Source organism: Pedobacter frigoris (genome assembly GCF_032678645.1).
Lineage (GTDB): Bacteria > Bacteroidota > Bacteroidia > Sphingobacteriales > Sphingobacteriaceae > Pedobacter > Pedobacter frigoris_A.
This window is the reverse complement of record NZ_JAVTSP010000005.1, coordinates 127,126-147,943: the sequence shown is the minus strand read 5'-3', so window position 1 is coordinate 147,943 and position 20,818 is coordinate 127,126. Positions and strand designations below refer to the sequence as shown.

The following is a 20,818-nucleotide window of genomic DNA, read 5'->3' as shown; positions in this document are numbered from 1 at the left end:
TCGCCTTAAACTTCAAACCGAGAAACCCTGGCCTTTCCTGTGCTTATAATCACGGAGAGAGGTTATAAGAGGCTGATCAGCATTTGTGCATGGACTAGTTCCCAAGTTTATTCAACATCTGCATCACTCTGTTGTACAACTTAACATTATATCCCGCTCCATTTAGCGAAGTACCATACGCCAGTATAGAGTTTTTGCAACGCTGTGCGGTATCTGTTTTTATATTCTTTAAAACATTGCCCGAACCGTGCAAGTCAAGTACTTTCAACGCAACGATTGAATCGGTATTCTGAAACAATTCATCCCAGTCGTGATTGGAAGTAATGGTTGCAATTTTGTCCTTAAAGTCTTTATACTCATTGGTCGACATTTGGGCAATTGGTTTTGAAGATTGGGCTAACCAAGCAGTCTGATGCTGTAACATGACCGGATTTGTTCCTGTGTATTTCAAAATAAAATCAATGACAGGAAGATAATTGCCTCTCCAGGTAAGCTGGATATACCCGCGTCCTCTGTACTTGTGGAAATCAGCTTGTGCAACAAATGGCAATTTATTAGGATCTGTTTCTGTCAGCGGGTACACTTTTCCTTTCCACCTAGCATCTGTAGTATTCTTAAATGTGTCTGCTCCGCTCAGGCTTCCATGGGCACCGAGAAAAGCAGCGTCTTTAAACAGATTAAACGCCAGTTTGTTAGATGATTGATTGTAAGATACTTTACTTGGATAATTGGGTATATACCCCTTTGGGATATCGCTGTACGTATATTTTAGACCGCGGAAATCTTTAATCCCCACTCCTTCTGAAGGAATGTCCAATTTGCCCCCTGTCTCATTATTTATTGCACTTTGCAGACATAAAAACTGGATCAGGTTGATGCTCTGCAAACCTAATGTAGACACCACATTATCCCATATGTTGATGAACCGTATGGCAAAAAGCTCTTCTGTGGCAATGTTTATTCCACCCCAGCTACCCTTATTCCCGATAAATTTATTGAAGAAGACTACAAAATCGAATCCTGTCTTGCTTTCAAAAAAGGCGTTGATGTCTTCTGAGTTTCTAAACTGGTTGGCCGGATCATTTACCACATCGGTGAGGAACTGATCGCGTATCACAGCTGAACCTCCTCCTTCGGCACTGCCCCCTGTCTTCTTATCTGTAAAATGGACCACCTGTATGTACAGCTCATCTGAATTATCTGAAGCCATCTGCTCGAAGGCCTTAATGAAGTCGACAAAGGACTCTGTCATTTCTGTACCGGTAGCAGGGTCATTGAAGATGAAACTGGTACCGCTACCATCGGCAGTCCCGGTACCGGTGATCCTGGTGAGGATGCGGGCATGCGGAGAAAAATCTGCGTCTTCATCGGATGAATCAGTAGTGATCCAAAGTGGCCCATAGGTATTGATCCAATCTACATACTGCTGCAGGGAATAACTCGCAGGAGCTTCACCGACCATATCAAGCGCAGTGATGAAACCGTCCTTTTCGCTTGATTTCAGTCCTTCATCGTTATTGTATTTTTCAAGGTAGTCATTTCCGGCTTCTGTAAGCACTTCCTCAACGGTAAGGATCTTGTCTTGTCCGCGTTTCCAGTTTACCATCATGGTCGCGACAGTGGCCCAGCAAGCCATTGCTTTTTCCTGCTTCAGTTTCGGCACTGTTCCGCTTACTTTCGCCAATACGGTCTCGCTTCCGTTTCCTTTAATATCCACAGATTCAACAGTTCCATCGGCATCAGTTTTTTGTGCTTTCACATTTTTACCCTGGTCTGCAGCCTTAACCGCAGCATCGGTAAGTGTCGGTTTCGAAGCCTTCTCTTTTTCCTGTTCTGCTTTTTTACTTTCTCCACCATCTATTTGCTGCTGAAGGTGTTCCTTCACTAATTTTCCATACTCTTCATCATTGATGGCTCCGCTGTCTTTTGCAGTTTGTATGCTATCCATGATCTTATCTGTATTCGCAGTATTGTGTCCCTGGGTAGACAGCCCCTTTGCCATTTCGGCAAAGGCTTTCGCATTCTCCTGATTGGATAGGTAAGTTTTGAGGGCATTTTGCTGATTGGCATCCAAACCAGTGATGTCTTTAAAGATCCCGGCTTTTCCAAGCAGTTCGGAAAGCCCCTCAAGGCCGGCACCTGGAGCAGGAGCTGCCGGTGCATTCTGAATGTTGATGATCGGAGTAGCGAAATCCTTGTAATTGGCCTTCCAGTCGGTCACCACCGGTATCGGCGGGGTAAGCGGGTTGATCGGAGTAGGCTCATCGGTGGTAAACTTGGTCCAGTCCTGGGAGGTATTTTCTTTTACTTTCTCACAGGCATCGCAGGAGCCCTGTACGGCTTCCAGGAATACACCTTTTGAAGGAATACTGACCCGGTAAGGCGGCACTGGGGTAAGCGGTTTATAATGTTCGAATAACGAGACGCGCACCACCTCCCCTTTTTCTGTAGTTTCCTGGATGTAGGATTGGTTTACCTTGTATCCCGCCGCAACAGGAAATACCAGTGAGTTTCCAACTACAGTGATCAATTCATTTTTGACTACCGAAGCCAGACTCCTGGACTCCGTAGGTACTCCAAAGTCATTGTAAACCTGGATATTGAAGCCATCGAGCAGCATAAACCTCCGGTCGGGGTCTAGTTTATACCAAAGGACTTTGTTGTAATACTCCAGGTTACTGTTCAGGTGTTCTATCAGTTTATTGACCAGATAAACATCTTCTTTTCTTGGATTTCGTTGTTCATCGGGCGTGATAGGAATATAAAGTGTAGTGCCATCCAACAGGTCATCGCCTGGGTTTCCGCTGTACAATGTTCCGTTGTAATGGGAAGTAGAATACAGTATTCTGGTGTTTTCTATATTTAAGGTAACAGATTGTTTCAGCAGTTTGATGGTATCGCTGTTTGATTTGAGCTCAAGTGTGGCGGGAAAATCCATCCTGCGGTTAGATGTTGTACCACTCAGGTTGAGCCGGATCAGCTGTTCAGCGCCATAATATTTAGATGAACTGGTAAAATCAGATTGAATACCTTGAACGCTGATGCTGTCAACTATTTTTTCAAATATAACCGGCGCAATGTCGTGGTTGAAAATGTCATCCCATTCTGCGATCAGACGTCCTGCAAAATAATGATTGAGCATATCAAAAACGTTTACATAGCCAAGTATCAATGCATAGGTTTCCCAGCGCTGTTTGTCGACAATATCGTTCTCGAAAAAGTCTGCTCCTGAGATGGGTATGGTGATTGCTGGAATGCCAGGTAAGTTGAGGGTAAAGGATGTAGGCTGAAAATTTTTAACCCTGATACAATTCGCCGGGGGTACGGACTGATAGTTTGCATCCAGGGTCATGAATGAATCGAAGATTGCACCTATGACAATGACCTGCTCACTTACGGTTTTAGTGGCGCTCGGGCTTCCGAACAATAAGGACATCCCTCCAGTGGCAGCGGCCAGCACTACAGATTTATTGGCTGTTTGCAGGTCAAACTCCTCGTGTGTCACCGTTTTTGTAACCACTGGAAGCGACTTTATCCTGTCGTACCTGGTTTTTGGCCTTGGCAAATTAGTCCTGATGTACATCTCACCTTTGATGAAATTAATCTTTTCTTCATCATACCTGCCGTTGGGAAAGTCGACATGCGCATAATTGGTTTTGATCCGCTCGTTGGCATCAAAAGCCTTCAATAACGGATGTTGCCGGCTTGCAACCATGAAGGTATTGGCCCTCAGGTAAGTATTCGCAGATATCGGCAGCAGATGCCTGGCGAGCACATCCTGCCACTTATAAACGTTCTCTTTGGAGAAATCTGTCATCAAGAGCGGCACGAACACACATTCCTCTACAGCCGCCAGTTCCTGATAAATGGCGAAATGCCGCAGCACTTCGAAGTAAAGCATGGTTAGCGCATGACAATGGTTGTGATTGGCAACAACCTCGGTAGTGGCGGCATACCGCTGACCTTCGCCTATCGAGGTCACCACAGATGCGTTTTGCTGGCGGTAGCTGTCGGCATTTTGAGTGATCGCCTGCCGAAGCTTTTCTCCGAAAAACTGGGAAACATCCCTTGAACTGTTTTGAGAGGCTGATGAACTTGATGTAGAATATCCACCGGATACACCTAAGACCCCGCCCACAGGGCCTGCAATGGCTGCAACACCCAGACTGGCATTTATTCCCGCTGTACTGGCTGTGCTTTCTCCAGATAAGGCCTCGCCGATATTGCCACCCAATTGATTCAATATCTCCCGCTCATTTAGTATTTCTGCTGCCAGGCGCTCGCCCTGTGAAAGGCTTTGCGATTCTGCCGCCTGCAAAGAATGAGAGGAATCAAATACGACAATTTGTTTTTTCTGACCCGGGGCCAGGGGAAGGGAATAGAGCAGATCGCCGAGAGAATAGCCATCTGCTTTGAAAACAGATTTGTAATGCAGGATATGGCCTGTGGCTACGGTAACTGATTGGTAAAACGACAGGCTCTGCCGGTCGTCGGGAGCGTCTTGCCATTTAACCGGATTACTCAGGTCAACGGGACTTCTCTTTATTTTTTCTGCACCTCCTGATATTTCAAAGGCATGCATGGCTATGGATTCATTGCCCACTTGCTGAGATGACTGGTTGTTCAGTTTACGCAATGTGTAATTGGCGACATCGGGATCTGAAACCCGGACAAGGGCCTTGTAGGAATATTCGCTTAAAGTCCGGTTTGGCGTAGACAGGTTGATGCAGGAGCCACCGATATCCTGGGTATATTCATCAGAGTTGATGAGGTCTTCCTGATCTGGCAGACGGGATGCTTTCTTAGGTGAATGACAATCGCAATCGTCCTCGTGTCCCTCTTCTCCGCAGTGCTCACCTTCTACCAGCAAGTACAGAAAGTCATCTGAGATGGTCCGGTTATTGGTGTGGTCGGCCACTATAGCTATGGCTACTGCACTGTTTGGCGCCATGGAAACGATGGCCTCGGCCTCTGTATAGATCCCAAAAGGATAAGGCATGGAAAAGCTGCCTGAGTTATCTGTCTTTGCCGCGCCTACTATCCTCCACACGGTATCATTCTCTTTCTTTGCCTGTACAATAACCGTCAGATCTTTTAGCGGGCATTTTTTGGACAGTTCTAAAACTTGTCCCCGGAGTTTTCTGTTGTCGTTTTTAACTTCCGTTTCTTCTGTTACACTTAAGGTATTGGGCACCTGCAACGGCACTTCAATGTAAAGACCCTGCAGCACGGGATCTGCGGCATCAAAATCATTTGACCAAAGTACCACGCCATTTAGGCCTTTTACGGTAATCCGCACAGGGCTATCTATTCCATTTACAATGATTGGGCTCAAGGCTGTGAATGAAAAATCGACCTTGTTATCCAGTAGTACATTGGGATTCTGATTCCAGTCGAAATGAAGCGTGTTAAAATCACTCGTCTGTGCTGAATTTTTTCGTGAATATTCTACCGATAAGTCGTAGAATACGAGGTGATCTTTAGTTATTGTTACCTCATCCGGAGCATTTACCGCAAAAACTCCTTTGATGTCAATCGCTTTGATCTCGGGAACATGCATATCGAAATCGAACAATCTTTCCAGGTGCCGCTTTAGAAATTCTTCAGTTTCATGTGTGGCCTTTGTATTCAGTTCCTTGAACAGCATCGTGAGCACTTCATTGGTAAGAATGCTGGAATCAATGGGCTTTTGAGGATCAAGGTCGGCGACTTCCACTAATTTTTGCAGGGCATACAGCAGTTTGTATTCTTCCCCCGATCCGTCTATGTTATAAAAATCAGGTAAGACCTCGTTGTATACTTTTCTGTTGATGAGAAACAGGTTTTTATCCAGGTAATTTACAGCAATGGTTTCCGACTGCGAACCGTTAAAGTATTGCTTATAAAAACGTTCAATATATTTGATCAGGTAGACAGCCTCGAGCCTGGTATCCCCTATGACAAGGGGATTCAGCATAAAGTCTACGTCTATACCAAACGATACCTCATTGAGATAACCCTTTTTGTAGGCTTCCAGTGAGTAGGTTAAAAAATTACCGATCTGATCAACATCCTTTCCGATGAGATTGGAGAGTGGAAGTTCTGCCTGATAGTTATTCGCTTCCAGCGCATGGCCCAGGAGTTGCGGGACTATGGACAGTACCGTTCGTACAGGTTTACCATGATTTTTGTCCGGGGATTTCTGGTAGCTAAAGATTGGGGATTTAAACTTAAGTTCGATTTCTTTTACGGGAGACAGAGAGATATCTCCTCCGTAACTGATTGTTTTTTTCAGAGTTAGCATAGGGATGACTTTACAAATGAGATGATTACTGCCTAAATTAGGCGCAGCCGGAACTCATGCATAGTATAAATGCGACATCTATTCAATTGGGCATCAGCGGGAATGGGCTGATGGCTAACTACTAAGTTGCAGCGCCTGAAAACGCACTGAAGAGGTAATGTCTTCCTCGCTCAGATGGCCAGGGGTAAATTTCGCAAACTGCTTAAAGTCGCGGATAAAATGGGTCTGGTCAAAATACCCACACATATAAGAGATCTGTGACCAGGGCATCTGCGGATAAATTTCCTTGAGCTTGTAAGCGTAAGAGAAGCGTACCATACGTGCATATAATTTTGGTGACAATCCGATACGCTCAAGACATACCCGTTCAAATTGCCTGGTGCTCACGCAGGATTGAGATGCAACCTGATCCACAGTTAAGTTTCCATTTGCATGCACCAGATGGAGCATAGCCCTGTCAAAAGGCAGCGCCGGTTTTAAACGCGGAAGCTTTAAGAGAAGGTATCCTTGTACGATCTGGTTTTTCTGATAGTTGGTCTTGGCTTCTTTCAGACGGTCTATCAGTTCGTCGATTTCTTTACCCATGACCAAACGGGCATCAAAGTCCTTATCCACGATCTCGTCCATAGATATCCCCAGTAAGCGGTACATACCGCATGGTTTTAGCGAGACGATGATGGTATGGTGTCTTTTGCCAAGATCCAGGGTTACCGGATTGAGTTGTGGCCCTATGATCACTGATTCTGCCTTGGCTACAAAACCTTCTTCTTTTTTTACCTTGACCTGGTCGTGCAGATAAAAGCACAGGAATCTAGTGTGCGTAGGCACGAAGGTGTAAATAGGCGATAACGTCAGTTCAACAGAGAAATCTATATCAATGATGTATATGCTGTCAATATATTCAAGTAAGGCTGGAAAAGGTTCAAAATGAAAATGCGTCATCACTTAAGGCGTTAATTATGAAACTTTTAGGATCTTATTAATCAACGCCGGCAAGATGTTTTTATTATACCTGACCACTGACTGCCAGGAGTAAGGTCAGCTATTTAACAGGGATCGCTTTAAACTCAAACAGAGAAACCTTCTCCTTTCCTGTGCTTATAGTCAGGGAGAATGCATATTCTTTACCCTTTTCGAAATGATTGTCGGCACGCAAAGTAACTTCTGCTTTCTCATAGGGCTGAATTACAGGAACCTCGGCAAGGCCTAAGGTCTTCTTCTCGTTGCCGATAAGACAAGTGATCTCCAGCGTGCTTTTTTTAGAAATTACCTGACCAAAATTCTCTACTTCTCCCTTTAGGCTGATCTTATCATTTTCAATATTAAATACTGGTTTCCTGGCAGAAAGAATAGCTTCACTATAGCTCAGCCATGGCACACGGGTGTATCCATAAAGCAGCTTCCCTGACGAAAATTTACCGATCAGTTTAGGTGCAAACTCTTCCTTAGTAATCCCGCTCCCTTTAGCATCAAAGCTGACTATCAAATCCTTATTTGATTTTTCGACGCGGATTACCTTACTGCCCCTGCCAAAGTTGACTTCAGAGGAAGCGCCAAAACGCAGAGATTTAACATCTATATCCGTATGGGGATTAAATCCTTTTTCTGCCGCGATTTTAACTTTAATTGCTTTAGTAGCAGCATTTGGCATCTCTTTATTTAGCATGGTTAACAACAGTCCCGGATTCAGAGGTACACTGATGTTTTTGGAACTATGACTGTCACTTGCTTTATCTTCATCTTTGGCAATATCTATCACCGCAAAGTTAGCCTGAATTGCTCTCCCGTAGGAATCCTGGAATATCTTAATGCGTTCAAACTTGTGCCAGTCTTCTACTTGCCCGTTTTCATGGAATGCCACTCCGGGTGTATAAGCTTCTCCGGGATCTGTAACCCAATTGACTCCATCTTTAGATCGCTGATAAAAGGCAATCCTGCCAAGCCAATCGTTAACGATCAGGTGATATTGAATGTGGTCACGCCAGACCACAGGGTCTTCAAACTCTCCTTTTACATCGGGATAAACCCTTCTGTCGGTCAGTTGATTATAGGGAGATAAGCCTGTTTTACTGATCCAAACGCCTCCTCCTCTGCAAATCATTAGATAAGAACCATCTTCCCTTTTCGCAAATGTCAAATTGGACAGGCCTTCGATAATCGGGCGGTCTCTTTTATCAAAAGTGAACTTCTTTAGTTCCCATGGCCCATTCAAATCATTTGAAATGTAGTATCCATTGATGATATAAATTACATATCTGCCGTCTTTAAGGCGGAAAGCTTCGGGGTTATGTCCGTGTCCAATCGTATCTTTTATCACAAATGGGCCGATAGAATTGTTGCTCACGGTGTGGTAAACAATAGATCTGGGCCATTCCGCATGTCCCTTAGCCGAGCTTTCCAACCATCCGCATACATAAAGATGATACAAATTATCCTGACCATGGATAATATTTCCTCCCCAGTACGACCTGGTCCTGTCTTCGATACCATTGTCTACATAACGTGGCAATACATTTTTTCCGCCCCAGGTATCGGCACTCAACTTGCCCTTTGGCATAGCCAAAAGCCGATCTTTGAAACGTGCGCCTTCCACCAGTTGTTTCCACTCCGCAGGTCGCGGCCGCTCTGTGATTTGAGCAATCAGGTTGTTGAAACTGAAAAATAAAATACAAACAGTCAGGTTAAAAACTAAGTATCGTTTCATTTTAGGTCATCTAAATTAAGACAACAAATAAAACGCATTTCTAACCAGGAAAACTTGATTTCTTATCTAATTATTAAGCATTATTAACATCTAATCACTTATGTTCCAATTTATCCCAGTGAGGACAACCCGCTACCCGCAGGCTTGAGCGAGATCAGCTGCATTTCTTTCTCTTTACCCCTCAATTTGATGGCGCCCAATAGCTTAGTGACAAAACCGCTCAGCTGAAGTTCTGCTGCAAGATCGGATGAAACGATCACTTCGGCATCAAACTGCCTGCACAAACCTTGTATCCTCGAGGTAGTATTCAGCACATCGCCCGAATAGGTAATGTCTCTTTTAATGATGCCGACCTCGCCCGCTACGACCTTTCCACAATGAATACCGGCTTTGAAAGTCGGCAATAGTCCATATCGCTGCTGGTATCTGTCCTTATTTTCTTCAAGGTAGTTTTTGATGTCAAAGAAACAGCGGATGCAACGGTTATTTTCAATGCCTTCCTTGTATTTCCAGGCGATTACCACCTCGTCGCCTACATATTGGTAAATCTCTCCTTTATTGTCAAGTATAGGATTGGTTACGTCGGTAAAAATATCTTTCAGCAACGAGTGGTACTTCTTATCTCCCAGTTTTTCCGCAATGGTAGTAGATGAGTTCAGGTCGAAAAACATGAAAATGCGTGACTCTTCTTTTGGAGTATTGTATTTTCCGCGGGCGATGTTCCAGAACACCCCCGGTCCAAACTTACTGTTGATCTGCAGGAGCAGCTGTGTGGTAGCGACTACCACGGCCCATACCAAACCACTTTTAAAAAGACGCGTGGTGTCAGCATAGCCAATGCTTCTTAAAACTACATTAATCAGCAGGATGATCATGATGAAGAAGCCGGTTACGGCCGCAACAGTATACCCGTAAGATTTGTCCTGATACTTTACATTGATGTAAAACACAAGCAGACTGCCGCCTACTAGTCCCCCTATTAATCCTGAACCCATATTGACCACGACTGAAAACAGAAATGAATACACAGGAATGGCAACTGGTAAAACATGACTGTGCAGCACAAGGTAATCATATACCGCGATCAGAAATCCCACAATAAGCCAGGCTAAAATCAGGATAAACAGCTGTTTAAATTTATACCTCGTTCTCGTGTTCATAATACTAATCTAACGAAAAACGAGGTTTACTGCTATTTATTTGCGCGTGATTTTATCTCCTCATCTGACAATACTTTGTTGTATATTTTTAAGTTACGGATATTGCCCTGGAAAGAAGTGTTCTTATCGCCCAGTGTCTGCAACGGAAATACAAATGTGTCTACTTTAAACATCTTAGTCTTCCCGTCAGGATACTGAATTTCTTTTCCTGCCTTTTTTTCTTTCAGCACACCGTTGACATATAAAGTAGTCGCCTTATTGGTACCTGTTAGGGTAATTGTTGTCCATACATTTTCCGGCAACTGGTAGTCAAACTGATAATCGAGTCCTTCTCTTGAAAAGCCAAGTTTATTGTCCCTATCTGCAGACTTGAATACGCCATTCGGACTACTGAATAAAATCTTTTCACCCATCGACCCTGCAGCTGGTTTAACTTCGAATGAAACTGTATAGTTGTAGCCGATTTCCTTCAAAGGCATTTTAACAAAACTTTTTGAGTTCTTCAAAGAAATTCCCTTTCCTGACACCAATACCAGCGAATCCGCTCCTTTCAAAAAACCTGCAATATTTAATCCTGGCCCTTCTTTAATTTCTTTGCTTTTGGCCTGGAACTGGCTGAAAGGGATCGTATCTATTCCTGCCCACATTTTTTGCGAAAGTACCTGCATGGCAGGGAATACCCTGTCGTGCACGTCATGCTCAGTAATGCCATTGCCCGCAGGTGATTTATCATTCCAAACGGCAAACATACCGCCCCTTACAACGGGATCTCCTGGCTGAAAAGTAACACGTCCGATATTTACTGGCTCCCACCTTCTGTAGAGGCTCCTTAGGTTCAGGTAGTCGTAATAATATCCCGCAGCCGGAACAATATACAAGGTTCCATCTGGGGTACTAATCAGCTTGTATCCCAGCTTTTTCATTTCCAGAGGTTCGGCATATCCATTGTACCATGCATTCATGGTTACATTTTCAACTGTTACGGGAGTTGTGCCTTTGGCGTGTGTCAAAGCGCCCCATACCCTGGCTTCTTTTCCAAATCCCTGTACATATTTGATGAAATAGTCGGTGAAATACCTGAACTTTTCTGATTCTTTTTTATCGTATTCGTCGGTACCTATATGTACCACTTTGCCTTTGAATACTGGGTTTGATCCTTCCAGGTATTCTTTGAATACATTGCTGATCACCTCGTATGTTTTTGGATTGTCCAGGTCCAGGTGATCCATGCCATACTTCTTGCTGCCGATTTCCGGCATCATCTTGGTAAAAGCCAGTGAATGCGCCGGAACATCAATCTCAGGGATGATGTTTACACCATATTCAACGGCAAGGTCCTGAAGGTCCATGAATTCTTTTTTGGTATAATGTCCGTCCTTTGCAGTGAGATTGGGATAGGTGGTACTTTCCAGTCTGAATGCCGACTGTGTCTTGTTCCAGTCTTTATCGAAATAGATATTGAAGCCATTGTCATTCAGGTGAATGTGAAACTCGCTCATCTTGTAATACGACATCATCTTCACATAGTTCCTTAAAAAGTCCATGGTAAAGAATTTCCTGCCAACATCCAGTACCAGTCCCCTTATTTCATATTTGGGATAATCGCGCGTAATACCAGCAGGCAAAGTGCGGTTTTTAGGATCCTGCTCCAGCAATTGCATAATGGTACGTGTACCCCAGATCATTCCTCTTTTGTGGAAAGCATTCAGGTTGATATGGTCTTTAATATCCAGTAGATATCCTTCTTCTCCGAGGCCTTTATCTTCTGCCTCAAACTGCAGGTAAATATCTCCGGCTTTTGGTTGTCCTTTTACAATTTTTAGATCGAGTCCTGCCATGATCAGCAGGTCCTTTTTAAGTAAAGCAGCTACTTCTGTAAGACGACTATCTGCTGACGACAATACAATCCTGCTGCCTTTTGTAAATGTAAAATTGCCGGTACCTCCATGCCACTCGCGTAGTGCCGGAATAACAAAGGGCTTTGGATTGCCAGAATCTTCTTTATAAGTGCCCTCTACTTCCACTGAAGTGGCCGGCATATCGAAAAGCTGCTGATCCTTAAGCCTCAACAGCTGGCAATACAGCTGCACCTTTACGGCTTGCAAAGGAGTAAAGACTTTTCCGGCTGCATTGATGACATTTAACCGGTCTGTCCCTTTTAAAATAACCTTATATCCTTCGGGAGCGGCAGGTACTGAAAAGGTATTCTCGTTCTTTTTGATCTGGTTAGAAAATGAAACACGGCTGATCACACCGGCAATTTCAAGGCTATCCTTGTTTTGCCCGAATGAAGCTGTAACGTATAAACAAAGCGAAAGGAAAGTGAGCGTAGTTATGTTAATTCTCATTTTGATTCTTTTGGGGTAAAAGGCGAAGATAGTAAACTACCTTCGCCGATACCAGAGCAAATAATTAATAATTGTCTTCAGCAACCTTCTCCAGGTCTGTCTGCTGCTCAGCCATTTTAAACAGGGTCAGTTCAGACAGGTGGGTATAGCTCAGGTTGCCCTGATTAGCAAGTAACATCAGGCGAAAAAACTTTGAGGTCAGGTTTTTACCGAAACTTTGCTGCTTTTCAGTATTCATAGGGTCGACAGGCAAATTGGCCGTAGAAGTCCATTCTCTTTTCCAGGTAACACCGTCGGCACTGGTTTCAATGGCAAACTGGTTTGGCCTTGCCGTTACATGGGTACTTTGCCTCACATAATATTTGAAACTTCCGATAGTAGTTTCTGAGGGAAAGTTAATCCTTACCCAATGCGGAAGCGGCTGGATATTTCCCGACCAGGCCGAGTGCCAGTAGGTATTGATGTTGCCATCAATGAGGTCTTTTTTGGGACCTTCATCGCTTTGCTGTGTAAATGTCTCCAGCATATCAGCCGTAATTCCGGTAATCTGGGTCAGCTGATCTGCAAGGTAGGTGGTAGCAATCGGCCTTTTTACGGGCGTTATTTTACCAGTTGTAATGATCTCTCCACCTTTCACCTCCTTTTTGTTTTGGTTGAATGGCTGGATTTCAAAAGTATAATCCAGTTTGTTCAGCAATCCGGTGATCACTACTGAGTCTATATTTTTGCTGACCAGTCTTTTGATGGTCTGACCTTTTTTCTGATAACGTACCTCCAGATAAAGGAAGTTACTGTCTTTTGGCAACGTCCACTTTAAAACCACCCCACCTACTCTCGGCTCAGCGTTTACATTAGCGATTGATGTAGGGTTTTTAAGTGTATTTTCATCTTTGCTGCATGATGTCATTACAGCACATGCCAGAAGTGTGGCATATAAATATATTTTGTTCATGTTGATCGAAATTAATAACCTGGGTTTTGCACCAACGCTTCATTTTTGTTAATCTCAGTTTGGGGGATCGGCATCAGGTAGTTTGCCGGAACACGGAATGATCTTGGGAAAACCAACTCGGTAACCTTGAAAAAATCTGCGTCGGTAATTCCCTGAACATTCATTCCTTTAACTTTTACGCCAAACGGCTCTGCGGTCATCCACCTTCTTAAATCCCAGAAACGATGCCCCTCAAAATACAGCTCAATCGTTCTTTCCTGACGAACGACAGATCTTAAGATCTCTTGGGTATTGGCTCCGCCGATGGGTGCCCAGGAAGCATCTACGGTTGGAATTCCGGCACGCTCTCTTACTTTATCTAAATAGGTCTTGGCCAGATTAAGGTCCTCTCCGTATTCAATCAGTGCCTCAGCATAATTCAGGTACAATTCTGCCAGACGTATGAATGGAAAAGGATACTGCTGGTTTACACCAAGTGTAGTTTGGGTGATCAGCGGGTGAACACCTTTTTTATTTAGATATCCGGTGGTGGAATAGTCTGTCGATCTGGTCTGAATACCGTTTGCATCGTTCTTTCTGAACTTGACAACCACTTCTTTAGCGGTACCTCTGATGATTTCGTACTTGCTGTTGTGATAAGCAATCCAGGCGTTGAATCTCGGCTCCCGGCCTAAATTCAGGTTCATCGTCACTCCGTCCGGCCCTGTCGAAGTTCCATATCTTCCGGCATAGTTGTAAGCGGGATCCTTGTCTATAGGCAGTCCGTTTTTAGTATAGAACTGCTCCACTATAGCCAATGATGGCGCTGCCGCACCGCCAGCTGCATTGGACACAAAAGGTCCCGACAAATATTGAATGCTATAGGTTCCTTCGGGCACAGTACTAGCCCAGATTACCTCATTGGTATTCTTATCCACGAAGGTAAAACGCAGGTCTTTTTCGACCGGATTCAAAGGCAATGTCGAAGCGGTATAAGTACTGTTTTTATAGAGTACAAAACCATTTGCTTCAGCAGCAGCAATAGCTTCTTTAGTCGCATCGGCAGCTCTTTTCCATTTTTCTTTGTTGTAGGTGGTGCTGATCAGCGATTTACCATCCAGATTCTTAAAATCAGCATAAAAACTGGAAGCCATACCGCCACCACCATTGAAAAGTGGCGAAGCTGCGTACAGCAGTAAACGCGATTTTACGGCTTTCGCAATCACTGATGTTGCCCTGCCTACCTCCGTAGTAGCAAGAGGTGCAGGAGGTAAATTTACCGCAGCTTCATCAAGAATGCCAACTACAAAATTTATACATTCATCATATGAACTCCTTACCGGAAAATCCTTTGCCGGCATATTTACATCTGAAATCGAGTTCTGTATGATGATGGGACCATATAACTTCATGAGCAATGAATGATAATAACCAATCAGAAACTTAGCCTCCGCTTTGTATCTTGTTTTTGTTTCTTCGTCCAGTCCTGGCGTGCCATCTACTCCATTGATCAGGATGTAACATTGCCTGATTCCTTTATAGAGACTATTCCAGTAAGAAATTACCGGGGATGAAGCACTGTAGTTTCCTCTTGGAAACTGTGATGCTGCCTCATGCTCGAAAGGTGTAGCGATTTCATCGGAGGTCAGCAAATCAATTCCGCCTGAAGTATTTCTCGGACTTGGAATCGCGGCATAACATGAATACAACACGCCTTCAGCAGCCAGTACATCCCTAAAAATGTCTTTCTCTGTCGGCCGCTCATCGGGTACCACATCCAGATATTTTTTACAACCGGTATTGGCACCAATTAGCAGCATAAATACCGCTAATACTATTATATTTTTGAATTTCATTTTCTTCTTTATTAAAAACCCATTTGCAAACCAATATTGAATATTCTCTGACTTGGGTAACCCAATCCGTTACCTCCACCTTGTTCAGGATCCCAGTACTTAAATTTCGAGAAGGTCATTACATTGTATCCGCTCAGGTAAAGTCTGGCAGATTTATAGGTATATCCCATCTCCACATTACGTAGCTTTAGGAATGAAGCATCCCTTAACCAATAAGAAGAGTTCTCGGTATTGTTCGGCAAATCAAGCTTTGTTAACCTCGGATAAGTCGCGTATGGATTTGGACTGTCTGCCCTCCATCGCTGCTCGGCCACGAATGTCAGCACATTTCTTTGAGTCCTTGGTCCAAACGGGTGAAACCCATTGATAAAGAATGAAGTATTGGCCACGCCCTGGAAAAAGAAAGAAAAATCAAACTTCTTCAGCTTAAATGAAGGACCAAGTCCGTAGATAATCTCAGGCGTTCCCGGATGTCCCATTCTCATCATGTCTGAACTGTTGATGATGTTCAATTTGTCTATAGAATTGGTGATATCAACATACTTGATATCGCCCGGCATAATGACACCACCGATCTGTTGCAACGAATGGGCTTTGATATCGGCTTCATCAATAAACAGTCGGTCTGCAACATACCCGAGTGGTGTACCGATCGGATATCCCACAGCAGACAGGTTCTTGTATTTGGTGAATAAAGGCTCATCGTTATTGATGACCTTATTTCTTGCATAAGTAAAGGTACCCTTCAGGGTCATGAAAAATCCGCTCCCGAAATCATGGTTATAATCCAATGCCAGATCTAAGCCCTGGTTGCGCACCTTTCCTATATTACTGTATACATTCGTACCGTCAGTTCCGAAAAAGCCTGGTATACCCGCACGCTGAAGGAAGATACCAGATCTGTTTTCTCTGTAAATATCTACCACGATATTGAGCTTATTCATCAGGTTCACGTCCATACCGACGTTGATTTTCTCCCCAACTTCCCATGAAATGTCATTATTGGTGAAACGCAAAAACGTAGGCCCGCTTTTGGTATAATTCATGTCCAAACCGGTAGTGTATCCCTGTCCTGTCAGGTTTAGATCCGACATGTAAAGGAACCTTGCACCGGCGATCTGGTCGTTTCCAACTTTACCCCATGAGGCGCGGAATTTAAGCAAACTAATGGTTTCAGCAAGTGATTTAAAGAAGGGCTCGCTGCTCAAAACATAACCTACGGCTACAGAAGGGAAAAACCCGAAGCGTTTTCCTTTAGCAAAATTCTCAGAGCCATTGTACCCGAAGTTAAACTCAGCAAGGTACCTGTTGTCATATCCATAGGTCATCCTTCCGGCAAGTCCCTGTCTTCTTCTCGGTAGTGAAGTAATTAAATCTGAAGGATTATTTACGTTGTATTCTTCCTGATTGTACAATAACAATCCTGAAAAATTATGCTTCTCTGCCAGTGTTTTGTTGTACTCCAAAGATGTCTGGAAATAAAGCATCCTGTCGCCACTGGTAGAATTTGTTGTTCCAAGCGCGGCTGACTGTGGCGTTCCAATCATCCCAAGGTCGTATTTATAAGTGCCGTCAGGATTTTTGACCAGGTTCTTCACCTCATAGTTATTGTATCCTCCGCTTCTGATGGTATTGGTGGCGCTAAAGTTCTTAAATGAGGCCAAACCTTTTAAAGACAAGCCTTCAGTAATGAAGTTCAACTTCTGTTCGGCATCGAATGTTGCAATTACGGTTGTTTGAAAGTTATCCGTATATCCCCTCACCATTTCAGCAAAAGGATTGAGGTAACCCGCATTTACGTTTCCTCCAGATCTGCCCCCAAAAAGCACATCTCTTCGTTCGGATGCATTGTTTGGAAACATCAAAGGGAAATCTACCGGACTGGCATCCATAATATCGGCAAAAATATTCTCAGCATTCTTTGCCGGTCCGTGGTAATCGCGCAGCTGTGTGTTCAGTTTCAGAGAAACCCTGGTTTCTGAACCCAGGTTTGCATTCAGGTTATTCTGGAAGGAATACCTTTTCACAGAGATATTGTTGCTAAAAGTATTGACATCAAAGTTTTTGATCAGTCCTGAGTTATTGCTAAGCGTTGCGCTTAAGAAGTAATCGACTTTTTTACCACCTCCCAATACGTTCAGGTTTACGGTCTGGTTAAGAGCCGACTTCTTAAACATTTCCTCATACCAGTTGATATTTGGATAAACGTATTTATCAAGTCCGTTTCTTGTACCATCAATTTTGTCTGCGGTATAAGGTACCTCACTTGAGCCTCTGCCAAGAATGGTCTCATTAAAAAGCTCCATATAAGTGCTGCCCGAAACAAACTCAGGAACCTTGGTCGGTGAAGATGTCGAATTTTCAATTCTCACATTGATCTTCGGCTTGTCCATGTCTTTCCCGCTTTTGGTGGTCACGATCATTACCCCATTGGCTCCCCTGCTGCCGTAAATAGCGGTCGCAGTAGCGTCTTTAAGTATAGAGAAACTCTCAATCACCTCTGGTGCGAGTGCGTTCAAATCGCCTGAAGACACAGCGACTCCGTCAAGAATGATCAGCGGATTGGTAGCGCCGTTGAATGTAGAGATACCACGGATGAAAAATGAGGAACCATCTGCTCCCGGCTGGCCTGAACGCTGAACTGCAATCACCCCTGCAAGCTTTCCTGCAAAGGCATTGGAGATGTTACTGGTTGGAATTCTCAGTTCATCAGGCTTTATGCTTTGTATCGCACCCACGATGCTGATCTTTTTTTGCTTTCCGAAACCTACTACAGCAACCTCTTCCAGACTACCCTCTACAGGGATCATGGTCACATCGATGTTTTCCAATCCTTTAACTCCTACAGTTTGTTTTGCATACCCGATGTAAGAAAACTCCAGACTGTCCTTTAGTTCTACCTGGATGGAATATTTCCCCTGATTGTCAGTGGATTTTACATTATCCGTGTTCTTTACCCTAACGGAAACACCCGGAAGCGGGAGATTTGAATTGTCCTTGACACGCCCGGAAACAGTAAATGAAACCTTATTAGCTTTAGCAGCAGCAGCAATTTTTTCTTTAATCACTACAGAATTAGCATCGATCACATAAGTGAGGGGCTGGTTGCGAAAGCATTTCTCCAACGCCTCTTCAAGTGAAACATCTTTGAGGTTCAGTGTTACGGGCAGCGCATTTCTGAGGTCACGCTGAATAAAGAAAATACTCGTCTGACTCTGCTTCCTGATATCCTTAAGCACGGATTCCAAAGGCGCATTCTGAGCAGAAATAGTTATTTTCTTCTGGGCATAAGTAGCTGCACTTACCTGCAAAAAACATGAGATAATTAAAACTACAGTTAGTTTCATAGTCAATAGAATTTTGTGTTTCAGACGGTAATTATCATATGAATTGGGATCATAAATTTTCATACATTTGGTTATTGGATTTAAACAGAAACCCATAGCACTAGCGTGCCAATAAATCGACTTCTGTATCGTTTCGTAAATGGTTAATTGTTGATTTAGGTGGTTTGTGATCCATACTTTATCCGGGAGTGGGCAAACACTTCCGGATTAATGGACTAAAAATATAAGTAAGGCTACTTCATAACTCTGATCCTCCTTCCTTCTACCTTAAATTTTAGCCTGTTTGTTGATTCTAATAGTTTCAGTGTTTTCTTTAGTGTATTGGATTTAAATACAGTTCCACCAAAATTAATATCTGCAAAGTCGCCTTCATAAACCACTTCTACATCATACCATCTGGCAAGCTTCCGCATGGCAGTACTAATCGGTTCATTGTTAAACAGGAAGTACCCATCCTTCCAGGAGATAAATTCCTCTGTATCTACAGTGCTGACCTTAAATTGTTGTCCAATCTGTATGGCCTGCTGGCCTGGCTTCAGCAGGCAGGCAGGTGCCTTATTTATTAAGCCTACATTGACACTGCCTTCCAATAAAGTAGTTTTGGTATTTTGTTCTTCAGGATAAGCATTGACGTTAAACTTTGTGCCCAATACCTGAACCTCCTGCATATTGGTAATGACTTTAAATACCTTCGACTTGTCTTTCGCAACTTCAAAATAAGCTTCACCGGTCAATTCTACCCTTCTTTCGCCGGAATTGAACAGCACTGGATAACGCAGGGAAGAAGAGGAATTTAACCAAACCTTAGTCCCATCCGGCAGTATCAACCGAGATTGACCACCGGTATTGGTTTCCATTTTATTGTATGCTGAAAAAGCTTCGTTTTCTGTGTTTGTCGCCTCGTAAACTACCTCTCCATCTTTCAGGAGGCCTATTGTTACACCTTTTTCCGAAGTGATTTTACCCCTTGAGTTTTGATCTACTACCATCTTCCGACCGTTTGCAAGCGTGAGTATGGCTTTATTGCTCCCAGGCTGAATGTCGGAAGCAAGTTCCATTTGTACTTTAACCTGAGTCTGTTTGTAGCTGTTGAAGAAATAAATGCCAAATCCGGAAATAAGCAATAATGAAGCAGCGATTGCCACTTTATAGAAAAGCCTGGACGACTTAACCTCTGGAACCCGATCTATCGACATATTGATCTTATCCCATAACACCGATACCTCTTCACTACTTAATCCGCTCTCATCAGCCGAAGTATTCTTGCCGAGGAAATTGAGGTAAGCGTTATAAAGAGAAATCTCTGACTTAGAAGCACTTCCTGCTGAGACCTTGTCTGCAAGCATTAAGAATTCACTTTCTTTCATATCGATTTTATAATGGTCGTTATGTATAGAAACCTATAAATAGCTGTTGCCCCCAAAGAAAGATTAAATATTTTATAAAAATGCGATTCCGGATGAATTGGCTACAATAAAATGCTCAGCAAAGAATTGCCGGCCATCTTAAGGCGTAACTTTTTTAATGCTATGCTGATTTGGTTCTCTACAGTCTTTTCGGAGATATTTAATCTTGCTGCAATTTCTTTATGACTAAGTTCTTCCATCCTGCTGAGGTGAAAAATATACCTGCACTTCTCTGGAAGCGTTTCAATAAACCTATAAATTAACTCCCTGAGTTCTTTAACCTCCAGCTCATCCTCGTCATAAAAGAGATCTTTGTCCTGAACCTCCCTGATCCTGGTGAATGTAGAATCCCTTAATTTACCGTCACGGATATAATTTGCAATTTTAAACTTGACCCCTACAAAAAGGTAGCTTTTTATTGAAGTAGGTTTAATTTGAGACCGATTATTCCAAAACCATATAAAAACTTCCTGTAAAATATCATTGGCAGCATCCCGGTCATTTAAAATATTGTTGGCATACTTAAACAGGGCATTAACATGACGATGATACAATTGTGCGAAGGCGGTATGCTCGCTCAATTGAATTAAATTAAACAGTTCTATATCTGATTTTCCCTGATGATTCGACATGAATGTTACAAAGAAACGAATATATATAAATTAATTCAACTGGCTGCCTTAAACATATGAAGGGGGCAAAGTTCTGCCTTCAACAAAACTTTGCCGGAAATAAGATTATTAAAAAAACCAATATCCAACCTATCAAAAGATCAACTTGTCT

General features: G+C 43.3%; 10 protein-coding genes. All 10 read right to left on the bottom strand.

All coding sequences use genetic code 11. The features are described 5' to 3' along the window. Window positions 1-94: 94 nt before the first annotated feature. Window positions 95-6,283, bottom strand: coding sequence for a papain-like cysteine protease family protein (locus R2Q78_RS16665; RefSeq protein WP_316793674.1), 6,189 nt, complete (start codon window positions 6,281-6,283; stop codon window positions 95-97). Between the two features lie 114 nt (window positions 6,284-6,397). Beyond that, window positions 6,398-7,225 (bottom strand): helix-turn-helix transcriptional regulator, encoded by an 828-nt coding sequence (locus R2Q78_RS16660; RefSeq protein ID WP_316793673.1) that lies wholly within the window; start codon window positions 7,223-7,225, stop codon window positions 6,398-6,400. A gap of 100 nt (window positions 7,226-7,325) precedes the next feature. Further along, complete coding sequence (locus tag R2Q78_RS16655; RefSeq protein ID WP_316793672.1) at window positions 7,326-8,987, bottom strand: glycoside hydrolase family protein; 1,662 nt, start codon at window positions 8,985-8,987, stop codon at window positions 7,326-7,328. A gap of 110 nt (window positions 8,988-9,097) precedes the next feature. Further along, the gene (locus R2Q78_RS16650; protein ID WP_316793671.1) at window positions 9,098-10,147 is read right to left on the bottom strand and encodes an adenylate/guanylate cyclase domain-containing protein; all 1,050 of its coding nucleotides are present in this window, start codon (window positions 10,145-10,147) and stop codon (window positions 9,098-9,100) included. A 32-nt stretch (window positions 10,148-10,179) separates the two neighbouring features. Further along, window positions 10,180-12,495, bottom strand: coding sequence for a family 20 glycosylhydrolase (locus tag R2Q78_RS16645; protein ID WP_316793670.1), 2,316 nt, complete (start codon window positions 12,493-12,495; stop codon window positions 10,180-10,182). A 64-nt stretch (window positions 12,496-12,559) separates the two neighbouring features. Beyond that, entirely contained in the window at window positions 12,560-13,447 is an 888-nt protein-coding gene (locus R2Q78_RS16640) for a discoidin domain-containing protein (RefSeq protein WP_316793669.1), read from the bottom strand. Window positions 13,448-13,458: 11 nt separating this feature from the next. Further along, window positions 13,459-15,282 carry a RagB/SusD family nutrient uptake outer membrane protein gene (locus R2Q78_RS16635; RefSeq protein WP_316793668.1) on the bottom strand — a complete coding sequence of 608 codons (1,824 nt, stop codon included), beginning with the start codon at window positions 15,280-15,282 and terminating at the stop codon, window positions 13,459-13,461. Between the two features lie 11 nt (window positions 15,283-15,293). Then, a complete protein-coding gene (locus R2Q78_RS16630; RefSeq protein ID WP_316793667.1) occupies window positions 15,294-18,629 on the bottom strand; it encodes a TonB-dependent receptor in 3,336 nt (1,111 codons plus the stop codon). 233 nt (window positions 18,630-18,862) lie between these two features. Then, complete coding sequence (locus R2Q78_RS16625; RefSeq protein ID WP_316793666.1) at window positions 18,863-19,996, bottom strand: FecR family protein; 1,134 nt, start codon at window positions 19,994-19,996, stop codon at window positions 18,863-18,865. A 101-nt stretch (window positions 19,997-20,097) separates the two neighbouring features. Then, window positions 20,098-20,667, bottom strand: coding sequence for an RNA polymerase sigma-70 factor (locus tag R2Q78_RS16620; protein WP_316793665.1), 570 nt, complete (start codon window positions 20,665-20,667; stop codon window positions 20,098-20,100). Between the last annotated feature and the right edge of the window lie 151 nt (window positions 20,668-20,818).